Below are 24330 nucleotides of genomic sequence, written 5' to 3' on the forward strand. Positions count from 1 at the left end.
GCAGACCTAGAGACGAAAAAAGGGGGGGGCCGCCCCCCTCGCCCTTCGGGCTCACCCCCCGGGATATTTAAAGAGTAAAGATGGGCAATTTATATCAAGTTGCGCATATCCTCAGGCTAGGCCCGCATCTTTACTCCCGAAATATCCTCGGGGGTGTCCAGAGGGGGCAGACAGCCCCCTTTGGGTCTTTCCACCCCGCGCGCGGCGTGGATCAGAGTTCGGCGTCGTCCACCAGTTCCACGATCACCAGATCGCGGACCGAGGCCCCCCGGGCATGGTCCAACGCCGCCTGGTATTCCGGCGAATGGTAGCAGGCCTCGGCCTGTTCCAGCGACGGGAAGACCGAGACGACATGGCGCGCGCGGTCGGCGCCTTCGAGCGTCACATAGCGTGCCGCGCGGGCGATGAACTTGCCGCCGTGCTTGGCGATGGCCGGACCAGCGCCTTCGGCGTAGCGGCCATAAGCCTCGGCATCCGTCACTTCGACGTGGGCAATCCAGAGCGCTTTAGGCATCACTTCCCTCCGATCACGGCTTCGGCCGCGGCGATGGCTTTCTCGGCCCCGGCGATATCCGCGCCGCCGCCCTGCGCCATGGCCGGACGGCCACCGCCGCCCTTGCCGCCCAGCTCGACCACGGCCGCTTTCAGCAGGTCCACTGCCGACAGCGCGCCAGTCAGGTCGTCCGTCACGCCCGCCGCCACCGCCGGTTTCGCACCGGTGTCCGCGATGAGCAGCACCGCGCCCGAGCCGAGCTTATCCTTCAGCGCGTCGATCATCGCCGGCAGGTCCTTGCCCGAGACGCCCGAGAGCACCTGCGCGATGAACTTCACGCCGTTGATCTCCTTGGTTTCCACGCCACCGCCCGAGCTGCCGCCCATGGCGAGGTCGCGCTTCAATTGCGCCACCTCGTTGGACAGCGCCCGGCGTTCGTCGGCCAGCGCCTTAACCCGCTCGACGACATCGGCCATCGGCGTTTTCAGCAGCGCCGCGACCTCGGCCAGACGGGCCTCCTGCGCGCGCAGATAGGCCAGAGCGGGCTCGCCGGTCAGCGCCTCGATCCGGCGGACGCCGGCCGAGGAGGCGGAATCGCCCAGCAGCACGAAGGCGCCGATATCGCCGGTGCGCTTCACATGCGTGCCGCCGCAGAGCTCCAGCGAATAGGTGTTGCCGTCCTGACCCTTGCCGGTATCCAGCAGCGAGCCCATCGAGACGACGCGAACCTCGTCGCCGTATTTCTCGCCGAAGAGCGCCTGAGCGCCCAGCGCGCGGGCGTCGTCGGGCGTCATGATCCGCGTGTCCACCGCGCCGTTCTGGCGGATGAATTCGTTGACCTCGGCCTCGACCGAGACCAGCTCCGCCGGCTCCAGCGCCTTGGTGTGGCTGAAGTCGAAGCGCAGGCGATCCGGCGCGTTGAGCGAGCCACGCTGCGCGACATGATCCCCCAGCGCGCGGCGCAGGGCTTCGTGCAGCAGGTGGGTGGCGGAGTGGTTGGCGCGGATGGCCGAGCGGCGGGAATGCTCCACCTCCAGCTTGACCGCCGCGCCTTTGCGCAGGGCGCCTTCCTCGACCACGGCTTGATGCACGAAGACGCCATTGACCTTCTTCGTGTCCTTCACGCGGGCCGCGCCGCCATCCCAGCGGATAAAGCCGGTATCGCCGACCTGACCGCCGGATTCGCCGTAGAACGGGGTCTGGTTCACGACGACCGAGACCTCGCCCTTGGCTTCGTCGACCTGCGTGTCGCCCTCGACCAGCGCGAGAACCACGCCCTCGGCGGTTTCGGTGTCATAGCCGAGGAATTCAGTGCCACCGTGCTTCTCGGCCACGTCGAACCAGACCGCCTGATTGGCGGTATCGCCCGAGCCCGACCAGGCCGCGCGGGCCTTGGCCTTCTGTTCCGCCATCGCCGCGTCGAAGCCGGCGGTGTCGACCGCGCGGCCCTTCTCACGCAGGGCGTCCTGCGTCAGGTCGAGCGGGAAGCCGTAGGTGTCGTACAGCTTGAACGCGGCCTCGCCCGGCAGATTGGCACCGTCGGCCAGCTTGTCGAGTTCGCCGTCGAGCAACTTCAGTCCCCGGTCCAGCGTGGTGCGGAAACGGGTTTCCTCCAGCTTCAGCGTCTCGGTGATGAGCGCCTCGGCGGTCTTCAGCTCGGTGTAGTGGCCGCCCATGGCGCGCACGAGGGCCGGCACCAGCTTGTGCATCACCGGGTCCTGCGCGCCCAGCATATGGGCGTGGCGCATAGCGCGGCGCATGATGCGGCGCAGCACATAGCCGCGACCCTCGTTCGAGGGCATGACGCCGTCGGCAATGAGAAACGCGGTCGAGCGCAGGTGGTCGGCGATCACGCGGTGATGGGTCTTGCCCGGACCGTCCGGCGCGCCGTCGGTGACATTAGCCGAGGCCTCGATCAAGCCGCGCATCAGGTCGGTGTCGTAATTGTCGTGCTTGCCTTGCAGCAGCGCGCCGATCCGCTCCAGCCCCATGCCGGTGTCGATCGACTGCATGTCGAGGGGGCGCATCGAGCCGTCCTCGAACTGCTCGTTTTGCATGAACACGACGTTCCAGATCTCGATGAACCGGTCGCCATCCTCGTCGGCCGAGCCCGGAGGGCCGCCCCAGATATGGTCGCCGTGGTCGTAGAAGATCTCGGTGCAGGGGCCGCAGGGACCGGTCGGGCCCATGCGCCAGAAATTGTCATCCGTGGCGATGCGGATGATCCGGTCCTCGGGCACGCCGACCTTTTTCCAGATCTCGAAGGCCTCGTCATCGGTGTGGTAGACCGTGGTCAGCAGGCGCGATTTGTCGATGCCGAAATCCTTGGTCAGCAGCTCCCATGCGAAGGGGATCGCTTCGGTCTTGAAGTAATCGCCGAACGAGAAGTTGCCGAGCATCTCGAAGAAGGTGTGGTGCCGCGCGGTGTAGCCGACATTGTCCAGGTCGTTATGCTTGCCGCCGGCGCGGACGCATTTCTGCGAGGTGGTCGCGCGCTGGTAGGGGCGGTGTTCGAGGCCGGTGAACACGTTCTTGAACTGGACCATGCCCGAGTTCGTGAACATCAGCGTCGGGTCGTTGCGCGGGACCAGCGGCGAGCTGTCCACCACGGCGTGGCCCTGACGGCGGAAATAGTCGAGATAGGTCGAGCGGATGTCGTTGAGGCTTGCCATTGGCGAGGGGGCCCTTCGGTCTGCGGGTTTGGGGGCCATTTAGAGGAAATCCCGCCGGTGTTCCAAGGGGAATCGCATGGGACACACCCGTCACGGGGCACAAGCCGCGCGAGCGCCGGCCCGTGGGATGGCGCAGCACCGTTGGAGCGAAGCGCTTTATCGCGCCAAATCCGCGGAAGCGCTGATCGGCGCGGGTGGATGCCCAAAGCGCCAGCCCGTGGGGACGGGCCGGCGCTTGCGCTGCCACGGCTCAGGGTTGCGCCACCGGGTTGCGATGAAACGCCAGACGGTGGCTCAGAGCCGCGTCCAGGGGTTGATGCCCTGCTTCTTCAGCGCCCGGTACATCAGCCACATGTAATAGACGTCGGCCACGAAGATCGCGACGATGAAGGTGATGACGAACTTCCCGTCCTCAGGGCGGGTGAGCATGTAGATGATGCCCCCGGTCATCGAGGTGCCGATCCACTTCGCCCAGGCGATGGTGAAGCTTTGGCCATCGGTGTTGCCACGCATGTAATACATGGCGATGAACGAGATCGACATGATGGCGTTCTGGATGAAGGCAATCATCTTCGCGCCCTCGATCTGGTCGTTGTTGAAATAGACCTCGAACTGCCAGAAGAAGAGCCCGCCGTAATACATGATGAAGAACGAGAAGATCATCATGAAGACGGTAAAGCCGATCCAGTGCCCCTTGCTAAGATTATAGGAACGCTGGAAATATTTGTGGCCGTATTTGAAGTACGTATACAGGATCACGATATCCAGCGTGGCCCAGATCAGGAAGATGACCTGCGCCTTCAGACCACCGTAGGGGATCAGCTCGCTGTCGGCGCTGCCATAGGGCGGGATGAACAGCGCAAAGACGATCTCCCAGGCCAGGTTCAGCGTCAGCGGCACGATCGGCATGCCGTAGGACTGGTCTTTGAAGCCCCGGTAGATGATGCCGATATAGGTCAGTGCCCAAGTGTAAGTACAAAGGTGGTAGGCGATAATCGTATGCGTTTCCATCGGGACAAGGCTCGGCGCTGAAAGGGATCGGACAAGGGAATGGGAATACCCGCGATGCGGGAACGTCCTGAGTCGCACCATTTGACCGCCAAGTCCAGATTCCGCAGCCGCATCCTCGCATCCGCAGCATCTCTTCGCCGATCCGGCAACCCGACGGCCCGTCACAGACCGCCTCGGGCGCTCCTGCACGCCGGATGTGCAGCTTTGCAGGCTTTTGTCCCAGCGTCGCAGGCGCCCTCCCCCTTTCACAGACACCGACCTTGCGTTATCTGCAGCCCACACACGCTCTCGCCCCTGACCCAAGGATTCCGCGATGGACTACGAAAATCCCGGCCCCGTCGAGGAGAACTGGCGCGACGCGATCTCTTCGATCGAGGAGATCATCGACGAAGCGCGCAATGGTCGCATGTTCGTCCTCGTCGACCACGAGGACCGCGAGAACGAGGGTGACCTCGTGATCCCGGCGCAGATGGCCACGCCCGAGGCGATCAACTTCATGGCCACCCATGGCCGCGGGCTGATCTGCCTGTCGATGCCCGGCGCCCGGATCGACGCGCTCGGCCTGCCCTTGATGTCGACGAACAACGCCTCGCGCCACGAGACCGCCTTCACGGTGTCCATCGAGGCCCGCGAAGGCGTGACCACCGGCATCTCGGCCTATGACCGCGCGCGCACCGTCGCCGTGGCGATCGACCCGTCGAAGACCGGCGCCGATATCGCCACGCCCGGCCATATCTTCCCGCTGCGCGCCCGTGAGGGCGGCGTCTTGGTCCGCGCGGGTCATACCGAAGCCGCCGTTGATATTTCGCGCCTTGCGGGCCTCAATGCCTCGGGCGTGATCTGCGAGATCATGAAGGACGATGGCGAGATGGCCCGTCTGCCGGACCTCGTGGCCTTCGCGCAGAAGCACAATCTGAAGATCGGCACGATCTCGGACCTGATCGCCTACCGCCGTCGCCACGACAACCTCGTGCGCGAAACCGCGCAGCGCTCGGTCGCCTCGGTGCATGGCGGCGAGTGGATGATGCGCGTCTTTACCGACCAGACGCAGGGCAGCGAGCATGTCGTCCTGTCGATGGGCGACCTGACCGATCCGGCGCCGGTGCTGGTGCGGATGCACGCGCTGAACCCGTTGGAAGACGTGCTTGGCATCGGCGCGGGCCATGCCGGCGACCTGCAGCGCGCGATGAAGCTGATCGCCGCCGAGGGCCGTGGCGTGGTCGTGCTGCTGCGTGACACCGACATGAAACTGGCGCTGGATGACGCTTCCTCGCCGCAAACGCTGCGCCAATACGGGCTCGGCGCGCAGATCCTCGCCGCGCTGGGGCTGCACAACCTGACGCTGGTCACCAATTCGCCCACCCCGCGTGTGGTGGGCCTCGATGCCTACGGGCTCAATATCGCGGGCACCCGCCCCATTCCCAAGGAGTGAGCCATGGCCGGAGCCAGCCACTACACCCTGCCGCTGCCGAGCTTCGAGAAGCCGGTGAAGGCCCTGATCGTCGTCGCGCCCTATTACCGCGACATCGCCGATGACATGATCGCCGGCGCCAAGGCGACGCTGGAAGAAGCCGGCGCCAGCTGGGAGCTGATCGAGGTTCCCGGCGCGCTCGAGGTCCCGGCCGCCATCAGCCAAGCCTGGCGCATGACGAATTTCGACGCCTTTGTCGCGTTGGGCTGCGTCATCCGTGGCGAGACCACGCATTACGACACAGTCTGCAATGACAGCTCGCGCGGGCTGACGCTGCTGTCCCTGCAGGGCTGCTGCCTCGGCAACGGCATCCTGACCGTGGAGAACCACGAGCAGGCCGCCGTCCGGGCCAACCCGACCGATCAGAACAAGGGCGGCGGCGCGGCCGCGGCGGCCCTGCATCTGGTGGCGCTGCAACGCAAATGGGGTGGCTCGAAGGGCTCGATCGGTTTCCGGCCGTTGGGCGAGACGATCCAACTGGCCGAAGGGAGTGCCAAGGCATGAGCAAGGCTGACGAAAAACGCGCGCTGCGCTCGGCCGCCCGCTTTTACGCGGTTCAGGCCCTGTTCCAGATGGAGACCTCGGGCCAGACCGTCGAGAAGGTCCGCGCCGAGTTCGAGAACTTCCGCATCGGCGCCGAGGGCGAGGATGAGACTTGGGTCGAGGCCGATATCACCCTGTTCCGGACGCTGCTGGAAATGGCCGTGGACCAACAGGCGAAGATCGACCAGATGACCGACCGCGCGCTGGTGGCGAAATGGCCGATCGCGCGCATCGACCCGACGCTGCGCGCTTTGTTCCGCGCGGCCGGGGCCGAGTTCGTGGAATGCGACACGCCCCCGCGCGTGGTGATCGTCGAATTCGTGCAGCTGGCGCAGGCCTTCTTCCCGGAAGGCAAGGAAAGCAAGTTCGTCAACGCGGTGCTGGATCACATGGCGCGCGAGGCGAAGCCCGAGGCGTTTGCGTAAAAGTCCGGGCTGAGAAGAAGAAGGGGGCTGTCTGCCCCCTCGCCCTTCGGGCTCACCCCCGAGGATATTTTCAGAACGAAGATAGGAAAAAGGGGCGGCGGGTCTTGGGGACGCGTTGCGAGATTTCCCGTCCGGATGGGATCAAAGGGGCGGCGCCGGAGAAACGGCGCCGTCTTTTGCGTTTCGACCGTCAGGGTTGCAGGCCGCGGGCGAGGACCGAGGCCATGACGGCGATTTCAGCCTCGTCATCCCAGTCGCCCGGCGCGACCATCGAGCGCGAGACCCAATAGCCGATCAGTACCGAGGCGACGATCCGCAGGAAGCGTCCCGCGGCGATCGGCCGGATGTGGCCTTGCTCGGCTTCGCGGGTCAGGCGGTCCTCGGCAAAGCGGGCCAGACGGGCGATAACGCCTTCCTGCAGCAGCCCCTGCAGGGCCGGGTTCACCGGCAGTTCCTGCAGCAGGATGCGCACCAGCGGCGCGTAGCGGTCGGCAAAGGCAAGGCGCGCGCGGAAGATGCCGCGGATCATCTCCTCGGGGTCGCCATCCGCCTGCGCGAAGACGGCCTCGGCTTCGGCGACAGCGGGGGCCATCAGGCGCATGCCCAGCGGTCGGACGATGCGCAGCAGAAGGTCCTCCTTCGAGGCGAAGTGGCGGAAGATCGTCGCCTCGGCCACGCCGGCCCGCTCGGCGATGGAACGGGTCGAGGTGGCGGCGAAACCCTGCTCGGCAAAGCAGCACAGGGCGGCCTCGAGGACCGCCCGTTTCTTGGGGGCGAGTTTGCCCTCCTCGGCCTCGACGGCGGCGATCACGGCCGCCACCGCCTCGGTTACCGCAACGGGATCGCTGCCGCTCATGCCGCGACCGGCGCGGTCTGACGCACCAGCGCGCCGCGCAGCCAGATCATCGTCAGGCCGGCCACCGCGGCGATGCCCGCCAGCGCCCAAGGGAAGCCGGTGCTGCCGCCGAGCAGGATTGCGCGGTAATGGCCGCCGATCTGGTCAAGGCCCAGCACCGACGCGTTCTGCAGCCAAGCCGGCCCCGCGGCCAGCGGCATCTGTGCACCACCCAGAGCCGGCTGCCAGAACACCAGCGGCACCAGCACCACGAGGGCAAGCGGGCCGAACAGTGCCAGCGATCCCGCGAAGAACCAGCCGAAGGCAATGCCGAGACCCGCGACGGCCAGCCACAGCGCGAGGAAGCTTCCGCCGGCCAGGCTGGTGACGATGGCGGCCAGCACTGCGGCCGACAGGGGCAGCGCAATCACCGGGAACAACGTGCGCAGCGCGGCACCACGGGTGCCCGCGAGACCGCGCGTGCCGACCCAGCCGATGATCCCGCCGACCAGCGCCGACAGGGCGGTCACGAAGTTGGCGATGAAGGGGGCCATGCGGGCTGCGGCGTTGACCGGGGCGTTTAGCACCTCGGATTGCAGGGCCACGGGCGGGGTCATGTCCGGCATGCGGCCCTGTGCCAGCGCGAGGCGGATGCCTTGCACCGCCGAGGCCACGCCCGATTCCAGCATTGCCGGCAGCGCGCCGGTCATCTGTGCCTCGCCCATCGTCAGGCTGCCCGAGGTCACCAGCGTCAGCGGCACCGGCCCCTGTCCTGCGATCGCCGTCGAGAAATCTGCCGGGAACACGATCAGCGCCGCGACCTCTTCCGCCTCGAGCGCCGCGCGGGCGGAGGCTTCGGTGTCAAAGGCCTGCAGATGCATCGGCAGGCGGCTGCCAAGGCCTTCGATCATGCGGCTGGCCATGTTGACCGGCGGGAACGGCAGGCCCGTGTCCTCGTTGACGGTGGCGATGGTGACATGCGCGGCCATGGCGGCCGGATCGGGGGCCACGGTCAGGTTGAAGAGCGAGAAGATCAGCGCGATGACCGAAGGCACGATCAAGGCGCCGCGCAGGATCGGGCGCTCGCGCAGCGCGGCGGAGAGGAAGGTCATGGGGAGGGCTCCAGATTTTGCGAGTGAGTGATTACTCACATTTCTGCACTGCGTCAATCCCCTGCCGTTTCGCGGGTTTTCAGATCTCAGCGTTCGGTGAGTTTCAGCTCGATCCGACGGTTCGCCGCGCGGGCTTCGGCCGAGGAGCCGGGCACCACGGGACGGAACTCGCCAAAGCCGGTGGCGGCGAGGCGCGCGGGCGGGAAGTCAAGGTTGTCAATGAGATAGAGGACAACCGACAGTGCGCGCGCCTGACTGAGTTCCCAGTTCGAGGCATATTCCCCGCCCGGCCGCAGCTGGGCATCGTCGGTATGGCCGTCGACCCGCAGCACCCAGTCAATGCTGTCCGGGATCTCGCGCGCGGCATCGAGGAGGATGCGCCCGACATTGGCGATCTGTGCCTGACCGGCGGGGGACAGATCCGCCGAGCCCGGCTGGAAAAGCACTTCGGACTGGAAGACGAAGCGGTCGCCGACGACCTGCACGCCTTCGCGGCCATCAAGGATCTCGCGCATCTGGCCAAAGAATTCAGACTGATAGCGTTCCAGTCGGGCAGCCTCGGCTTCAAGTCGGCGGCGCTCGGCCTCTTCCAGCTGCGCGCGGCGGCGTTCCTCGGCCGCGACGCGGGCCAAGGCGGCGTTCAGGTCGGACCCCAGCGATTCGATCTGGGTCGAGGCCTCGGATTCCCGGGCGCGCGACTCGCCCAGAAGGTCCTGCAACCCTGCCACCTGCCGCTGCAATTGCGCGACCTGCTGGTTGAGCAGCGCGAGGCGGCGCTGATCCTCGGCCGAGACGGCCTGAGCATCGGTCAATTCCTGCTGGGCCAAGGCCAGAAGGGCGGCGCGGGTCTCGGCCTCGGTCACGCCTTGGTCGCGGGCGGCCTGCGCCTCGTCCCGGGCGGCCTGAGCGGCGGCGAGCAGGGTCAGCGTCTCCTCGGCCCGGCGGCGCTGTTCCTCCAGCGCCAGAGTCATCGCGGTCAATTCGGTCTCGGAGTTCGCCAGACGCTGACGCAAGGCCTCGGCCGCGGCGGCTTGTGCGAGACGGTCCTGTTCTTCCGCCGACAGCGATCCCTCGACCTCGGCCAGACGCGCGCGCAGGGCCTCGGCGGCGGCGACTTCGGCCAGACGCGCCCGCTCGGCCTCGGTCAGTTGCGTCTCCGACTGCGCGACCTGCGCCAGCGCCGCTTGGCGGGCCAACTCGGCCTCGGACAACTGGCTTTCCAGCGTGGCGATGCGAGCGCGGGTCTCATCCGACAGGGTGGCGAGTTGGGCCAGCGCCTGCTGACGCGCGGCCTCGGCATCGGTCAGCTGGGCATCGAGGGCGGCAATGCGGCCCTGCGTCTCGCCATCAAGGCTGGCCAACTGCGCGAGGGCCTGCTGACGGGCCAGATCGGCGTCGCTGTATTGCGCTTCCAGCTCGGTGATCCGGGCGCGCAGGTCACTGTCCAGCGTTGCCAATTCCGCCAGCGCGCGTTGGCGCGCGGCCTCGGCCTCGGTCAGTTGGCCCTGCAGGGTCTCGAGGCGGGCGCGGGTCTCGTCATCCAATGCGGCCAGTTCCGCCAGCGCCCGTTGGCGAGCCAGCTCTGCATCCGACAGCTGCGCGTCGAGGGCGGCGATGCGGGCGGCATCGGCGTCGGACTGGCTGGCGAGTTCAGCCAAGGCGGCCTCGCGCGCGGCAAGGTCGGCGGCGGCAGCGTCCCGAGCCGATTGGGCGGCGCTCAGGTCCGATTGCAGGGCGGTGACCTGCGCCAGTGTCGCGTCCTGACGGGTCTGCAGCGCCTGCAGGGATTGCTGCGTCTGCGTGAGCGAAGCCAGCGCCTCGTCCCGAGCGGTTTGGGTCTCGGTCAATTGCGCCAGCATCTGCGCCAGCGAGGCCTCGCCGGCCTCGGCCCGCGCGCGCATCTCGGCCAAGGCGGCCTCAACGGCTTCGCGTTCGGCGGCGGCCAACCGGGCGGCTTCGGCCTGCGCGTCGATCTCGCCGCGGGCCTGTGCCAGCGCGAGGTTCAACGCCTCGGATTCCGAGATCAGCGCATCGCGCCGCGCCTCGGTCGAGGCCAGACGGTCCGTCAGATCCGAGCGTTCGGCGATCAGCGCCGCGACCTGCGCCTCGAACGAGGTGATGCGGGTCTCGGCCGCGGACAAAGCGTCGCTGCGAGCCTGAAGATCCCGGCCCAGCGCGGCGATCTGGGCGAGTTGCTGTTCGGACTCACTACGCAGCGCGTCAAGGTCGCTGTTCAGCCCCGCCACCTGCCCTTCCAGCGCGCCGACGCGGGCGCGCGACAGGCCCAGCGCATCGGTCAGGCCGGCGACCTGTTCGGTCAGGCCCTGCAATTCGGTGTCCTGATTGGTGATCGTCTCGCGCAGCACCGATTGTACGATCATGAAGATCGACAGCACGAACATCAGCACCAGCAGCAGCGCCGTCATGGCGTCGACGAAGCCCGGCCAGATCGAGGCCGAGAACCGTTGGTTCGATCGGCGCGAAAGGCCCATCAGTATTCGTCCTCGATCGAGGGCGGGTGCTGACGGTTGAGCTGGCGCACGGCCTGCGTGAGCATCGCCAGATCCGAGCGCAGGTCGGCCATGGCCTCCTGTCGGCCGGCGGAAAGTTCCTCAAGGATTCGGACCAGTTGCACGTCCATCGAACGCAGGCGCAGGCGCGTCTCGGCCTCGATATGCGGCTCCGCCTCGCCCGAGGCTTCGCTCTCGGCCATGCCCTGCAACTGCGCCAGAAGCTTGTCCTGCCCCTCGGCGACGCGCAGCAGCGCCTCGGTCGAGCCATCCTCGCCGCGCTTGGCCAGCCGGGTGACGGCCTGCGCCAAGGTCTGCAGCGCATCGTCCAGCCGCGCGCGGCTTTCCTCGGCCTGTTCCTGCACGAGGCGCATGGCCTCCATCTGCTCTCCCAGCGCGTCCAGCACCTCGGCCACCGCACCCATGCCGCCACTCTCGCCGTCGTTCAGCGCCGTGCCCAGACGGGTGATCGAGGACAGCCATTCCTCCAGCTCACGGTAGAAACGGTTCTGCGCCTGCGAGGCGAAGAGTTCGAGGATGCCGACCACCAGCGAGCCCGCAAGGCCCAGCAGCGAGGACGAGAAGGCCGTGCCCATGCCGCCCATCTGCGCCTCGAGCCCGCTCATCAGCCGCCCGAAGCCGGACAGCGCGCTCTCACCCTCCTGCGGGGCCAGCGAGCGGATGGTCTCCACCACGGCCGGAACCGAGGTGGCGAGGCCGTAGAAGGTGCCCAGAAGACCCAAGAAGATCAGCAGGTTGACGAGGTATCGGGTGATGTCCCGTTCCTCATCGATCCGCGTGCCGACGGATTCCAGAATGGACCGCGCCGAGGTCGAGGAGATATGGCTGCCCGACCCATGCTGCCGCAGCAGCGAGGCCAGCGGTGCCAGAAGCCGCGGCGCGATGGTGACCTGATGGCCCGGCGTTCCGGCGACAAACCCGCCGATCCAGCGCACCGACGAGAACAGCTGCAGCAACTGCCAGAAGGTCGCCAGCACACCGATCACGAAGACCAGTGCGATGAAACCATTGAGCCAGATATTGGCGAGGAAGATGCCCGAGATGCGCGGATAGGCGAGCGCGACGCCAGAACCCACCAGCGCCAGCGAAATCAGCATCAGCGTGAGCTGGCGCAAGGGCGGTGTGAACTGGACCCGTCCGATCGGTCCCAGAGCCCCTGCTCTCAACTGTCTGGCCATTCGCTGCACCTGCAAAGTTTGGGGAAAGTTAAAGGGCGTTTCCGGCTTTGCCAACCGGGTTTTACTCGCCTTTCAACACCTTCACGCGATCCGAGAGCCAGTCGAGCTCGGGGTCACGCAGGCCCAGCGCGGCCAGATGCGCGGCCGTCTGGTGCAGGTATTCGCAGTTGGGCCCACGCCCGCCCGTGGCCCGCGCGATGCGCTGCGCCTGATCTTCCAGCGTCAGGTCACCGCGATACTGCTCATGCGCGCGGTCGATGACATAGACCACGGCCTCGACCTCGCGGCCGTCCTCCAGCGTCAGCGGGTGCCATTCCTCCAGATAGGCAGCCGAGATCAACTCGCGCGCCCGCAGGTATTCCAGCGTCTCATCGGCGATCTCGGGTGCGATCTCGAAGGCGACGCCGTGACATTCGGCTTCGGCCTCGGCGGCGTCGAGGGCCAGAACGAGGCCCGGAAGCTCCTCGGTGCCGCGGTGATGGATGGACAGCATGCAGAAGGAGCGGCGGAAGCCCTTGAGCACCGCGACCTGTCGCTGGGTCCAGGCGAAGCCCGGATTCCACACCAGCGAGCCATATCCGAAGACCCAAAGCGGGCGCATCGTCGTCTCCGACAGTCAGACAAAGGTGATCGGCGCGATGCGGGACTGGCCGCGCGCCGATCCCGGCTGTACACAGCGGGGGACAAAAGAACAACGGGGGGCCGGAATGCGGGCCATCAAGGGATTGACCGTGCTGGCGGTTCTGGCGGTGCTGGCCTGGGGTGCCTATTGGTTCATCGGCGTGCGCGCGCTGGATCGCGCGATCTCGGCGGGCCTTGCCCATCGGCCCGAGGTTCAGGTCGACAGCTACGAGATCCACGGCTTCCCCAACCGCTTCGACGTGACCTTCGACGCCCCCCGCATCGAGGCGGCAGGCGTCAGCTGGAGCACCCCGTTCCTGCAGCTCTTCGCGCTGACCTACAAGCCGCAGCATCTGGTGGCCGTGATGGCCCCCGACCAGATCCTCAACGCCAATGGGCAGGAGCTGCTGATCCATTCCGAGGATCTGCGTGCCTCGCTGGTGATGCAGCCGTCGCTGGACCTGCCGTTGGAGCGTCTGGCCGTGGTCGGCCATGTGCTGGACCTGCAGCTGGCCGATGAAACCCATGCGCTGGACACGCTGCGGCTGGGCACGCGCCGGCTGGCCGACCGGGTGCATGAGGTCGCTCTGGTGGCCGAGGGGCTGTTCCCCGATCCTGCGCTGATGGACCGGCTGGACCCCCAAGTCCTCTGGCCGCGCCGGTTCGAGCGTCTGCGTGCCTCGGCCGAGCTGGAATTCGACCGGGTGCTGGACCGCCACCTCGCCGACGGCATCGAACCCCGACTGACGCGAGTGACGCTGACCGGCTTCGATGCGGCCTGGCCGGGGGTGGATGTGACCGCGACGGGCCGCCTGACGCCGGGGCCGGACGGCATGCTGTCCGGCGATGTCACGCTGCAGGTGACGGGCTGGGAAGCCCTGCTCGATGAGTTGCGTCAGGCCGGAATGCTGGACGACGGCACACAGGCGATGTTGCTGACCACGCTGGGCAGCATGACGACCGAGGGCGACGACCGGCTGGATATTCCGCTGACCGTGGCCGAAGGGGATCTGCGCCTCGGGCCGCTGCTGCTGGGCACCCTGCCCCGCCTGCGCCTGCCCGCCTGAACCTTCGGAAGCGGCGCGGCGTCAGGAGCCGCGTTGCTCGGTCCGGGCGTCGGTGTCGGCCTCGGGCGTTTCGCTGCGCAGGGTGTGCAGTTCCTCGCGCAGGGCGACGCGCAGCTCATCCATCAGCTCGGCGCGCATCGCTTCGCGCTCAAACGCCTCGGCCTCGGCATCGGCTTCGCTGACCGGGGTCTCGTCCACGGCGAAGAACTTCGCGCGGATGCGGTCGTGCAGGATCTCGGACAGCGCGGCCCCGGCCAGCACGCCGGCAATGTCGGCACCGAAGTCCAGCCATTCAGCAGAACGCCCGACCGAGGGCTGGATCAGCTCGATCAGCCCGCCGTACAGGATCGCCCCCGGAACCGCCCAGGACCATCGCCGGGAATCCGTCAGGATCAGCGGAAAGATCAGCGTGGCGAAGGCGATGAAATGGTAGACCTTGTCGATCCCGCCGGTCAGATGGTTCCCCGGCGGCATGGGCGACAGAGTTGCCCCGGCAATCAACAGCGCCGCAATCATCCCAAGGATCAGCCCGGAGCGCTGCCAGACCCAGATCTGCCCCGCCAGCATCGACCCCAACGAGCCGACCGCACGGCCGCCACCGGACATGCGCCCACGCCGCATGGTCTTGAGCCGATCTTCCGTCTCCCGAAGATCGGGGCGCGGTTTCGATCCGCTGCCGTCCTGCGAAGCTGTGCCTTGCGTCATCGCGCCGTGTCGCTCCTTGTCTGGCCCATTCTCCCATCGAAGCGGCGGCGGGAAAAGGTCTCACAATCAAGCATTAACACCGAAATCATGTCAAAATGCAAAAACCCGGACATGATCTGTGGAAAAGAAACGGGCACGGTGCGGAAACGTCGCACCATGCCCGATCATCTGTTCGTTCGGGAGGCGGAACGCCACTCCCCGATATCTGCGCGGCAATCGCCGATTACTCGGCCGCAATCGCGCTGGCTTCGCGCACGATCTGCGTCAGCCGAGCCAGAGCACGCTCTTCCAACTGGCGCACACGCTCCTTGGAGATGCCCATGGCCAGCCCCAGATCGCTCAACGTCGCCGGGTCTTCGGCCAGATGACGGGCCGAGACGATGCGACGCTCGCGCTCGGGCAGCTGCTCGACCGCCGTGTAAAGCGCCGCGCGACGACGGGCGCCGTCCAGCTTCTCGGCCACATCGGCCTCGGTCGCGGCATCGGTATCCTCGATCGTGTCGACCCAGGAGCGACCGTCTTCATCCGAGCCCTGCGGTGCATCGAGCGACAGGTCGGGACCGGCCATGCGGCCCATCATCGCCTCGACCTGTTCGACCGGGACCTGCAGCTCCTCGGCCACGCGGACCGACAGCGGCAGATCGCTCGACTCGTCGCGGGCATGTTTCTGCATCGCTCGGCGCAGGTGGAAGAACAGCTTCTTCTGCGTCGCATTGGTGCCCGTACGCACAAGAGACCAATTGCGCATCACGTAATCCTGCATTGACGCACGGATCCACCAGGCGGCATAGGTCGAGAACCGCGAGCCATTGGTCGGGTCGAATTTCTCGGCGGCGCGCATCAGGCCCAGGTTGCCCTGCTGGATCAGGTCTTCATACGGCACGTCATAACGCTTGAAGCGCCCGGCAAAGGACACCGCAAGACGGGCATAGGCCTGGATCAGACGGTGCAGCGCGGCTTCGTCAGCGTGATCGCGCCAGGCGATCGCCAATTGGGTTTCGGTTTCGGCATCGAGGATTTCCTCGGCCATGGAGGCACGCACGTAGCGGCGAATATGCGGATCCTGGAAGCCCATCTACTCATTCCTTCTCACGCCAGATAATAGCGTCTCGCACTCATATTGTTTCGATACGCTACTATCTGGGTTCTTAGCTGTCAAGCGAGTCCGAGGAAATCGGTTAGTCTTTCGGTTACCCTAACGCGGCTGACGCGACGCTTCGGTGAAGTTCCCCCTTGCCATTTGCGACGGTATGATTACCTCCGCCGGCATGAGCGAACCCGCCCCCATGATGCCCCCGATGCCCAAGCCCGAGAGTGAGGCCACGCCTTGCCACTCGGCTGAGTTGCTTTTGCATCTGGCGCGACTGGTCCACGGCGGCAGTGCCGATTGCAGCCTGACGGCGGTGCAATGGACGGCGCTACGCTACTTCGCCTCGGCCAACCGGTTCTCGCGCACGCCGTCCGCCTTCTCCGAGTTCAACGCGACGACGCGCGGCACCGCCTCGCAGACCGTCAAGTCGTTGATCGGACTGGGCCTGCTGGAGAAGCGCGCGCACGAAAGCGACGGACGCTCGTTCCTGATCGAATTGACCGACGCCGGGCGCTCCAAGCTGGAACATGACCCGCTGGCCGACCTGATCGCCTGCATCCGCGAGCTGCCGCCGGCCCGCCGCGCGGCCTTCCGCGACACGCTGGGCGAGCTGGCCGAACAGCTGTCACGCAAGCGCGCCGCCCCGGTGTTCGGCAAATGCGGCGATTGCGGCCATTGCGACACGTCGAAGCCGGACAGCACCTTCTGCCGCTGCACGCAGCTGATGCTGTCGGGGCAGGACATGAGCACCCTGTGCATCGATTTCGCGCCCGGCGCGAACAAGCGCTAAGCCGCGCTATTTCAACGCCTTTCCCCGGTTGACTTGGCCCCTGACGGGTCGCACTCTGCGTCAAAACGGAGGCTGCGATGATCCCTGTCCTGACCCGCGAGGCGGTCGAACCCCTTCTCGACTGGATCGCCCTGACCGAGGCGATGCGCGCCGGCCACCGCCGCCCGCCCGCCGAGATCGAGGATGTGCTGCTGTCGCGTGGCGATGACCGCCTGTTGTCGCGCGCTGCCTGGATCGACGGCATGGGCATCGGCGTGAAATCCGTCAGCGTCATGCCCGGCAATACCGCACGCGGATTGCCCAGCATTCAGGGCGCTATGCTGATCTTCAATGACGACACGGGTGCCATCGAGGCCGTGATCGACAACGCGCTGATCACCCGCTGGAAAACCGCCGGCGACTCGCTTCTGGGCGCGCGGCTGCTGGCCCGGCCCGAGGCCAACCGCTACCTGATCGTCGGCGCCGGCAATGTCGCCGCCTCGCTAATCGAGGCCTTCCGGGCCTGGAAGCCGAATCTCGACATCACCGTCTGGGCCCGCCGCCCCGAGGCCGCGCAGGCACTGGCCGACAGCCACAACGTGACGGCCGCGACGGATCTGGAAGCCGCCGTGGCAGAGGCCGAGATCATTTCCTGCTGCACCATGGCCCGCGCGCCGGTGCTGAAAGGCGAATGGCTGCAGCCCGGCCAGCACATCGACCTGATCGGCGCCTATACCCCCGACATGCGCGAAGCCGACGACACCGCCCTGCAGCGTGCGCGCGTCTTCGTGGACAGCCGGGCGACCACCCTGCCCCATATCGGCGAGCTGATGATCCCGCTGGCCTCGGGCGCGATCACCGAGGCGGACGTGCTGGGGGATTTCCACCAGCTAGTCGCCGGCGAGGTGGGGCGGATGACCGCGGATGAGATCACCTTGTTCAAGAATGGCGGCGGCGCGCATCTGGACCTGATGACGGGCCGGATGATCCTCGCCCGCTGGCGGGAATCGCAACGCTGAGCGACTGAAATCACGGCGCATTTCGCGCTGCGTGAAATGTTCTTTCCAGTCCGCCCGCATATGGCACTAAAGTCGTAGTTCCATCTTAATCCCTTGACTTCAAGGCGCTCCGGCGGGTTTGAAGTCTCGGGATTCTTGGGAGGGAGCGAGCACCGTGGTGGGTGACGCAAACAATTCCGCCCCTCTGGTATCGGGAGATACCGGCGGGACGCCCCTGAAACTGGCGCTTCGTGAAGCGCAGGACTTCATCTTTCGCCGCAGCTTTTGGTGGCTGCATGGCGCCGGCATCGTCATGGCCGCCGTGGCGGGGCCCTTCCACACGATGCAGAACCTGACCCTGCAGGGCCGCTTCCTGTACTGGACCATCGTCATCCTGACCTTGGGCATCCTGATCACCACGGTGTCGATCGTCGCCCGGGCGATCAACCGCGACCGGATGCATTGGGTGCCGGTGATCGTGCTGGCCTCGCTGGCGGCCACGCCCATCGGGCTGGCCTTCGTCTGGCTGATGAACATCGTGGTGATCGGCCTGCCCGCGGACCCGCCCGGCCTGCCGTTGCTCAGCTATGTCGCGGTGCCGATGGTGCTGATCAACCTGATCGTCAACGCCTCGACCGAAGCGGATCGCCGCGAACTGGCCCGCCGGCGCGATTTCGAGAGCCGTTTTGGCGCCCGGTTCGAGACCGAGAGCCATCCTCCCGCCAACGATCTTGTGCCCGCCCTGCCCGAGGGGAGCGTGATGCCCCTGCCCGCGATCGAGCCCCTGCCCGAGCCCGCGGCCGACGCCGTCCCGCTGCTATTCGAAAAGCTGCCCGAAGAACTGGGCCAAGAGCTGATCTGCCTGCGGGCACAGGACCATTACGTCGAAGCGACGACCACGCGGGGCAGCGATCAGGTGCTGATGCGCCTGTCGGATGCCGAGCGTGATCTCGGCCGGTTCGACGGCATGCGCGTGCATCGCTCGTGGTGGGTGAACCTCGACCATGTGACCGATATGGCCCGGACCGAGAATGGCGGAACGGAGCTGACCACCACGAATGGCATGGTGATCCCGGTCTCGCGCGGGCAGAAGGCCGCCCTGCGCGAAGCCCTCGACGAGCGGCGCAAGGCGGCCGAGTAGGTCACTCCAGTCGCGCCGGGAACCCCTCGGCACGCAAATCGGTCCCCAGCACGTCCTCCAGCAGCTTCACGATCTGCGTCGATTGCGCCGCCCCGCCATAGGCTGCGCGCCCCTTCAGGAAGGTCTGCTCGGCCGTCGAGGCCAGATCCAGCGGCACGCCGAATTCGCGCCCGAAGCCCATGGCGAAGCCCAGATCCTTCAGCGCCAGATCCATGGTGAAGGCGATGTCGTAGCTGCCGTTGAGGATCAGCTGACCCTCGGTCTCATGCACGAAGGAATTGCCGGACGAAGCCGCGATGGCCTGCCAGGCCGTCTTCAGATCCAGCCCGCCGCGTTTCGCCAGCATCAGGGCCTCGCCGTCGGCGACCAGATGGATGAAGGCCAGCATGTTGGTAATCACCTTGATGATCGCCGCCGAGCCCAGCTCGCCCATGTGGAAGAACTGCCCGCCCATCGCGTCGAGCGCGGGACGGTGCCGCGCGACGACCTCGGCCGGGCCGCCCGCCAACACGGTGATCTTGCCCTGCGCCGCCAGATGCACGCCGCCCGTCACCGGACATTCCAGCACGCCCATGCCCGCCGCCTGCGCGCGCTCGGCCAGCCGCAGCACGTCCTCGCGCCCCAAGGTGGACATCTCGATCCAGTCGGCGCCGGGCTTCATCGCCGGCAGGATCTGTGCCAAGACCGCCTCGCTCACCTTGGGCGAGGGCAGGCAGGTGAAGACAGCATCCGCGCCCGAGACCGCTTCGGCCGGGCTGTCGGCCCAAGCCACCCCCAACGCGTCGAAGCGCGCGCGGGCGGCCGGGTCGCGGTCATGCACGACCAGCTCGAACCCCGCCCCCGCCCCCGCCAGCGAGGCCGCGAGGTGCCCCCCCAGATTTCCCAAGCCGATATAGGCGTAGCGCATCCCTGCCTCCTGTCTGCCAAGGACTTCAGGCTGGCACGCCTCCCGCGCCCGGCGCGTCCAGAGGCGACAGGCAAAGCGTCGCTCGCGGAATGCGACGTCGCGTCACCTGCGACTGCGGGGGTTACTGCGCGTACCGCGCATGCGCCTGCAGCGGCATCGACGGCAAATCGAGGCAATCGCCATAGGCCCCAGCGAAATCCGAGGGGAAGTCGTCATTGACGAAGGTGATGGTGAAGCTGCCCCAATAGGACGACTTCGACCCATCGGGCGCCACCATGTCGGTGACACAGGCCACATCCCCCTCGCCGGCGACCCAAACCCCGGTATACGTCCCGCGTCCGCCCATCATGTCGGCCCCAAGGCCCGGCACCATCAGGTGAACGCTCGTCGTGCCATCGGGATCGACCACGCCGAGATAGGCATCGGGCCCGCGCGTCTCCAGCCAGGCGATCTCGCCCATGTTGGTGTCCCAGACCTCGTCCGCCAGCGCCGGGGTCGCCGCCACACAGGCGAGAAGCGCGAAAATCGTTCTGGTCATCCAGTCTCTCCCTTGAACAGGTTATGGCCCGCCCAATCCGCGCGAGGCCGGAAATTCCGTCATAAAACGCCGTAACTGTGGCACGGAAAGCGCCCTCGATCACGCAAAAACACCGTGGGGCGCAGGGCGGGTCCGCACGGCTTGCCGCCCGTGCGACCCTGCACTAAGCAAGGGAGAAGCAAGGAAGAAAGGCGATCCATGCGCATTCTGGTGACCAATGACGACGGTATCAACGCCCCCGGCCTGAAGGTGGTGGAAGCCATCGCCGCCGAGATCGCGGGCGCAGACGGCGAGGTCTGGACCGTCGCTCCGGCCTTCGAGCAATCGGGCGTCGGCCACAAGATCAGCTACACCCATCCGATGATGATCGCCAAGCTGGGCCCGCGCCGCTATGCCGCCGAGGGCAGCCCCGCCGATTGCGTGCTGGCCGGCCTCTATGAGGTGCTGGAAGGCGCGAAGCCGGATCTGGTGCTCTCGGGCGTGAACCGGGGCAACAACGCCGCCGAGAACACGCTCTATTCAGGCACCATCGGCGGCACGATGGAAGCCGCGCTGCAAGGCATGAAGGCCATTGCCCTGTCGCAATACCTCGGCCCCCGGACCGAGGAGATGGCCGGAGGCATGTTCGAGCCCTCGATCGAGCACGGCGTGAAGGTCGTGCGCGACCTCCTGGAGCACGGCCTGTGGGACGATGAGGATTACCGCCTGTTCTACAACGTGAACTTCCCGCCCGTGCCAGCCGCCGAGGTGAAGGGCACCAAGGTCACCTCGCAGGGGTTCCGCCGCCATACGTCCTTCGGCGTCGAGCCGCATATCTCGCCCTCCGGCCGCAAGTTCCTGTGGATCAAGGGCGGCCCGCAGCATCTGGCGACCTTGCCGGGTACGGATGCGGCGGCGAACCTTGAGGGTTGGATCTCGGTCACGCCGATGCGCTGCGACCTGACCGCTCATGACACGCTGGAAACCCTGAAGGGCCGCCTGGAAGGAAAGTAAGCCGCGATGAACGGGGAGGCCTTCGGGCGAACGATTCAGCTGTTCCTTGTGGATGGGAAGCCGACCGGACTGCGGAAGGCGACCATTCACGGTTGGACAGGCTTGCTCTTCGTTTCCGGAGCTTCTGCGTTTGGCGACCTGACGGCGCGGGATGAAGTGGACCGGACCGGGGTCTACATTCTGTCCGGCCCGGACCCCGAGTCAGCCGGCGTCACGCGCGTCTACATCGGCTCGGGCAATTCTGTCGCCGAAAGGATCAAGCAGAGCGCCTTGAAACGGGAGTTCTGGGAAACCGCGATCACGGTGACGACCAGTGACGATGATCTCTCGAAAGGGCATGCCGAATATCTGGAAGCGCGGCTGATACAGCTTGCCGGAGCTGCCGGTCGCGTCTCGCTGGACAACGCGACGCAGCCAGATTTTCAGCGCAGGCGCCTGCCCGAAGCAGACGTTGCGAACATGGAGCAATTCCTCGCGAACCTTCGGATCATCTTGCCGGTGATCGGTCTGGATATGCTGAAACCTCAGCCAAAGGCTGTGGTGGAAGCCAGCCGATCAATCGAAGAGCGCACGACTGGCGAAGTACAGTTTGAACTACGACACACCACCATCGATGTGCACGCCTTAGCGGTTCAGGAAGACGGTGAATTCGTAGTCTTGGAAGGGTCGCAGGCGCTGGCGGACATGAATTTTGCAAGCAATAATTACGCCCGACTCAAAGCGCGCCTCATTGAGGACGGCGTACTTTCCGCTACACCGCTTACTGGGGGTCAGGCGACCCCACACAGGCTGTGGTTTGTCAAACCTTGGTCGTTCTCAAGCCCATCAGCAGCCGGCTCTGTCATCTTGGACAGAAACACCAATGGCCGTACGCGATGGGTCGTCAAAGGCACACGGCAAACGTACCACGACTGGCAACAATCGCAGGCCGCGAAGCAGGAGACCGATCAGTGACCGACGAGGAACGCCGCGAACAGATCATGCGCTTCATCTACACCCTGCGGTCGCGCGGGGTGACGGACCCTGTCCTGTTGCGCGCCTTTGAGAAGATCGATCGCGGCCTCTTCGTCACTGGCTTCTTTGCCGACCGCGCCTATGAGGACACGCCGCTGCCCATCGCCTGCGGCCAGACCATCAGCCAACCCTCGGTCGTGGCCCTGATGACCGAGGCGCTGGAGGTCACGCCGCGCGACAAGGTTCTCGAGGTCGGCACGGGCTCGGGCTATCAGGCGGCGATCCTCAGCCAGTTGGCGCGCCGGGTCTACACCGTCGAACGGCACCGGACGCTGATCGCCGAGGCCCGCGCGGTCTTCGAGCGGCTGGATCTGCACAACATCACCGCCATGGCCGGCGACGGCAGTTTTGGCCTGCCGGATCAGGCGCCCTTCGACCGTATCATCGTTACCGCCGCCGCCGAGGATCCGCCCGGCCCGCTGCTGGCACAGCTGCGGGTCGGTGGGATCATGGTCGTGCCCGTGGGTCTGCAGGATTCCGTGCAAAGCCTGATCAAGGTTCGGAAGCTGGAGAATGGCTACGATTACGAGGAATTGCGCGACGTTCGTTTTGTGCCGCTCCTCGAGGGGATGGCCAAGGACTGACCAGGCGTCGGGACGGGTCTTCTCGTGTCCCATGGGCGGATTTCCACAACACGTTGTGGTGATGGGGTGTATCACCCCTTGTTTTCAGTTATAAATGAACAAAACACCCGCACAGGACCGGGTCGGCAGGCGTGCCGGCATGGCCACGGACGGGACCAAGGGCGTGGAACGGATGAGCAGAGAAGACTTGGGCGATCTGGAATTGGGTGGCGTTGCCGCCGTGAAAGCAGCCGGCACCGTGAAACTGGCTGGCACCGTGGCGCGGACCGAGGGTCAGCGCGGTTTGCGGCTGACGGGCTTGGTGATGGCCGGCAGCCTTGTGCTGGCAGGCTGCACCTCGGGCAGCGGCATGGATTGGGACCTGCGTCCCTCGGACCGCTTCACCACCGCCGAAGCTGCGCGCACGGTCACCGGTGACCGCCCCAGCCCCGATGCCCGTGGCGTCATCTCCTACCCCGGCTATCAGGTCGTCGTCGCCCGCAGCGGCGAGAGCGTCGGCACGATCGCCAGCCGTCTGGGCATTGATGCAGCCTCGCTGGCCCGCCACAACGCCGTGGCGCCCGACACCGTCATGCGGGGCGGCGAGCTTCTGGTCCTGCCCTCGCGCGTGGGTGAGGACGGCGGCGGCGCGATCACCGCGACCCCGCTGGGCCCGACGGCCAACACCGGCACCGCTGCGCCGACCGTGCCGGGCAGCGAGCCTTTGCGCCATACCGTGGCCCGTGGCGAGACGGCGTACACGATCGCCCGCCTCTACAACGTCTCGCCGCGCGCGATTGCCGATTGGAACGGCTTGCCGCCCGATCTGAGCGTGCGCGAGGGCCAGATCCTGATGATCCCCGTGCCGCAGTCGATCACGGCAGCCTCTTCCGGCGCGCCGGCCGGGGCTCCGCTCAATGCGACCGGCCTTGCCGCGCCGGCCCCGACGCCGATCGCCGCACCGGCGGTGCCCACGCCCGAGGCCCCCGCCACCTCGCAGCCCGGCCAAGGCTCGCCCACGCCGGTGCCGCCCTCGGCCTCGACCCCATTGCCGACGACGAACCCCACGCCGGCCGGTCAGGGCACGACGACGCCTCAGGCGCCGGTGGCCGACATGGGCAGCCAGCGCACCGAGGGGCCGCGTCTGGCGATGCCGGTGCAGGGGCGGATCATCCGCGCCTATGCACAGGGCCGCAACGACGGCATCGGCATCGGCGCCCCGGCCGGGACGACGGTAACCGCCGCAGCCTCGGGGACGGTGGCGGCAATCACGCAGGACACCGATCAGGTGCCGATCATGGTGATCCGGCATGAGAACAACCTGCTGACGGTCTATGCCAATATCGATGGCATCCAGGTGGCGCGCGGGGATCGCGTGTCGCGCGGGCAGGCCATCGCCACGGTGCGCAGCGGCGATCCGTCCTTCCTGCATTTCGAGGTCCGCGAGGGCTTCGAGTCGGTGGATCCGATGCCCTATCTGCAGTGACCCGCGTGACGGGTGAGGAGTTTCGCCCTCGCCCGGCATGCCTCCGGCACGCAGGTCTCGGACGACGGAAGAAGGGGGGCTCTGCCCCCCTCTTTGCTGCGCAAATTCACCCCCCGGGATATTTTCAGAACGAAGATGGGGAAGGGGCCTGAGCCAGCGTCGGAAGT

General features: G+C 66.7%; 23 protein-coding genes and 1 pseudogene. 11 read left to right on the top strand and 13 right to left on the bottom strand.

The window, feature by feature from the left end; genetic code table 11:
* Window positions 1–211: 211 nt before the first annotated feature.
* The 3 genes from BCY78_RS19060 to BCY78_RS19070 form a co-directional block, all read right to left on the bottom strand.
* Window positions 212–514 (bottom strand): DUF1330 domain-containing protein, encoded by a 303-nt coding sequence (locus tag BCY78_RS19060; RefSeq protein ID WP_068305023.1) that lies wholly within the window; start codon window positions 512–514, stop codon window positions 212–214.
* Entirely contained in the window at window positions 514–3165 is a 2652-nt protein-coding gene (alaS, locus tag BCY78_RS19065; RefSeq protein ID WP_068305024.1) for an alanine--tRNA ligase, read from the bottom strand. Before alaS ends, BCY78_RS19060 begins: the two co-directional genes overlap by 1 nt.
* A 294-nt stretch (window positions 3166–3459) precedes the next feature.
* Window positions 3460–4176, bottom strand: a complete 717-nt coding sequence (locus BCY78_RS19070; RefSeq protein ID WP_068305025.1) for a hypothetical protein — start codon at window positions 4174–4176, stop codon at window positions 3460–3462.
* 313 nt (window positions 4177–4489) lie between these two features.
* Here BCY78_RS19070 and ribB point away from each other — a divergent pair, with 313 nt between their 5' ends.
* From ribB to nusB, 3 genes are read left to right on the top strand one after another with little or no spacing between them, the layout of a single operon-like run.
* Window positions 4490–5608 (top strand): 3,4-dihydroxy-2-butanone-4-phosphate synthase, encoded by a 1119-nt coding sequence (gene ribB, locus BCY78_RS19075; RefSeq protein WP_068305027.1) that lies wholly within the window; start codon window positions 4490–4492, stop codon window positions 5606–5608.
* Window positions 5609–5611: 3 nt separating this feature from the next.
* Window positions 5612–6151 (top strand): 6,7-dimethyl-8-ribityllumazine synthase, encoded by a 540-nt coding sequence (locus BCY78_RS19080; RefSeq protein ID WP_068305031.1) that lies wholly within the window; start codon window positions 5612–5614, stop codon window positions 6149–6151.
* Window positions 6148–6615 (top strand): transcription antitermination factor NusB, encoded by a 468-nt coding sequence (nusB, locus tag BCY78_RS19085; protein WP_068305035.1) that lies wholly within the window; start codon window positions 6148–6150, stop codon window positions 6613–6615. Before BCY78_RS19080 ends, nusB begins: the two co-directional genes overlap by 4 nt.
* Window positions 6616–6805: 190 nt before the next feature.
* On the opposite strand, the gene BCY78_RS19090 is transcribed toward nusB, so the two are convergent.
* The 5 genes from BCY78_RS19090 to BCY78_RS19110 form a co-directional block, all read right to left on the bottom strand.
* Complete coding sequence (locus BCY78_RS19090) at window positions 6806–7471, bottom strand: TetR/AcrR family transcriptional regulator (protein WP_083195155.1); 666 nt, start codon at window positions 7469–7471, stop codon at window positions 6806–6808.
* Window positions 7468–8562, bottom strand: coding sequence for an ABC transporter permease (locus BCY78_RS19095; RefSeq protein ID WP_068305036.1), 1095 nt, complete (start codon window positions 8560–8562; stop codon window positions 7468–7470). Before BCY78_RS19095 ends, BCY78_RS19090 begins: the two co-directional genes overlap by 4 nt.
* 86 nt (window positions 8563–8648) lie before the next feature.
* The gene (locus BCY78_RS19100) at window positions 8649–11054 is read right to left on the bottom strand and encodes a peptidoglycan -binding protein (RefSeq protein ID WP_068305038.1); all 2406 of its coding nucleotides are present in this window, start codon (window positions 11052–11054) and stop codon (window positions 8649–8651) included.
* Window positions 11054–12190, bottom strand: coding sequence for a biopolymer transporter ExbB (locus BCY78_RS19105; protein WP_233499443.1), 1137 nt, complete (start codon window positions 12188–12190; stop codon window positions 11054–11056). Before BCY78_RS19105 ends, BCY78_RS19100 begins: the two co-directional genes overlap by 1 nt.
* 142 nt (window positions 12191–12332) lie before the next feature.
* On the bottom strand, window positions 12333–12872 hold the full coding sequence (locus tag BCY78_RS19110; RefSeq protein ID WP_068305040.1) for a gamma-glutamylcyclotransferase: 540 nt from the start codon (window positions 12870–12872) through the stop codon (window positions 12333–12335).
* Between the two features lie 106 nt (window positions 12873–12978).
* On the opposite strand from BCY78_RS19110, the gene BCY78_RS19115 reads away from it, so the two are divergent.
* A complete protein-coding gene (locus BCY78_RS19115) occupies window positions 12979–13959 on the top strand; it encodes a DUF2125 domain-containing protein (protein WP_068305042.1) in 981 nt (326 codons plus the stop codon).
* A 21-nt stretch (window positions 13960–13980) separates the two neighbouring features.
* On the opposite strand, the gene BCY78_RS19120 is transcribed toward BCY78_RS19115, so the two are convergent.
* A complete protein-coding gene (locus BCY78_RS19120) occupies window positions 13981–14664 on the bottom strand; it encodes a VanZ family protein (RefSeq protein ID WP_068305044.1) in 684 nt (227 codons plus the stop codon).
* Between the two features lie 223 nt (window positions 14665–14887).
* On the bottom strand, window positions 14888–15739 hold the full coding sequence (locus BCY78_RS19125) for an RNA polymerase factor sigma-32 (protein ID WP_068305046.1): 852 nt from the start codon (window positions 15737–15739) through the stop codon (window positions 14888–14890).
* Between the two features lie 193 nt (window positions 15740–15932).
* On the opposite strand from BCY78_RS19125, the gene BCY78_RS19130 reads away from it, so the two are divergent.
* From BCY78_RS19130 to BCY78_RS19140, 3 genes are all read left to right on the top strand, one after another.
* On the top strand, window positions 15933–16544 hold the full coding sequence (locus tag BCY78_RS19130; protein WP_158515960.1) for a MarR family winged helix-turn-helix transcriptional regulator: 612 nt from the start codon (window positions 15933–15935) through the stop codon (window positions 16542–16544).
* A gap of 77 nt (window positions 16545–16621) precedes the next feature.
* The gene (locus BCY78_RS19135; RefSeq protein WP_068305048.1) at window positions 16622–17542 is read left to right on the top strand and encodes an ornithine cyclodeaminase family protein; all 921 of its coding nucleotides are present in this window, start codon (window positions 16622–16624) and stop codon (window positions 17540–17542) included.
* 154 nt (window positions 17543–17696) lie between these two features.
* Window positions 17697–18662 carry a LytTR family DNA-binding domain-containing protein gene (locus tag BCY78_RS19140; protein ID WP_068305050.1) on the top strand — a complete coding sequence of 322 codons (966 nt, stop codon included), beginning with the start codon at window positions 17697–17699 and terminating at the stop codon, window positions 18660–18662.
* 1 nt (window position 18663) lies between these two features.
* Here BCY78_RS19140 and BCY78_RS26200 read toward each other — a convergent pair whose 3' ends face one another.
* From BCY78_RS26200 to BCY78_RS19150, 3 genes and pseudogenes are all read right to left on the bottom strand, one after another.
* Window positions 18664–19116, bottom strand: a complete 453-nt coding sequence (locus BCY78_RS26200; protein WP_369808714.1) for an NAD-binding protein — start codon at window positions 19114–19116, stop codon at window positions 18664–18666.
* A pseudogene (locus tag BCY78_RS26205) lies at window positions 19102–19593 on the bottom strand (NAD(P)-dependent oxidoreductase); the annotation flags it as partial. The gene BCY78_RS26200 and the pseudogene BCY78_RS26205, both read right to left, overlap by 15 nt.
* A gap of 97 nt (window positions 19594–19690) precedes the next feature.
* Entirely contained in the window at window positions 19691–20107 is a 417-nt protein-coding gene (locus BCY78_RS19150) for a hypothetical protein (RefSeq protein ID WP_068305054.1), read from the bottom strand.
* Window positions 20108–20305: 198 nt separating this feature from the next.
* Between BCY78_RS19150 and surE the strand changes: the two genes are divergently transcribed.
* The 4 genes from surE (at window position 20306) to BCY78_RS19170 (ending at window position 24163) form a co-directional block, all read left to right on the top strand.
* A complete protein-coding gene (surE, locus tag BCY78_RS19155; RefSeq protein ID WP_068305056.1) occupies window positions 20306–21100 on the top strand; it encodes a 5'/3'-nucleotidase SurE in 795 nt (264 codons plus the stop codon).
* Between the two features lie 6 nt (window positions 21101–21106).
* A complete protein-coding gene (locus BCY78_RS19160) occupies window positions 21107–22054 on the top strand; it encodes a GIY-YIG nuclease family protein (protein ID WP_068305057.1) in 948 nt (315 codons plus the stop codon).
* A complete protein-coding gene (locus tag BCY78_RS19165) occupies window positions 22051–22698 on the top strand; it encodes a protein-L-isoaspartate(D-aspartate) O-methyltransferase (protein WP_225293515.1) in 648 nt (215 codons plus the stop codon). Before BCY78_RS19160 ends, BCY78_RS19165 begins: the two co-directional genes overlap by 4 nt.
* A gap of 304 nt (window positions 22699–23002) precedes the next feature.
* Window positions 23003–24163 (top strand): M23 family metallopeptidase, encoded by a 1161-nt coding sequence (locus BCY78_RS19170; RefSeq protein WP_068305072.1) that lies wholly within the window; start codon window positions 23003–23005, stop codon window positions 24161–24163.
* Window positions 24164–24330 lie beyond the last annotated feature (167 nt).

The sequence above is a fragment of the Pararhodobacter sp. CCB-MM2 genome (genome assembly GCF_001691415.1).
Classification (GTDB): Bacteria; Pseudomonadota; Alphaproteobacteria; order Rhodobacterales; family Rhodobacteraceae; genus Pararhodobacter.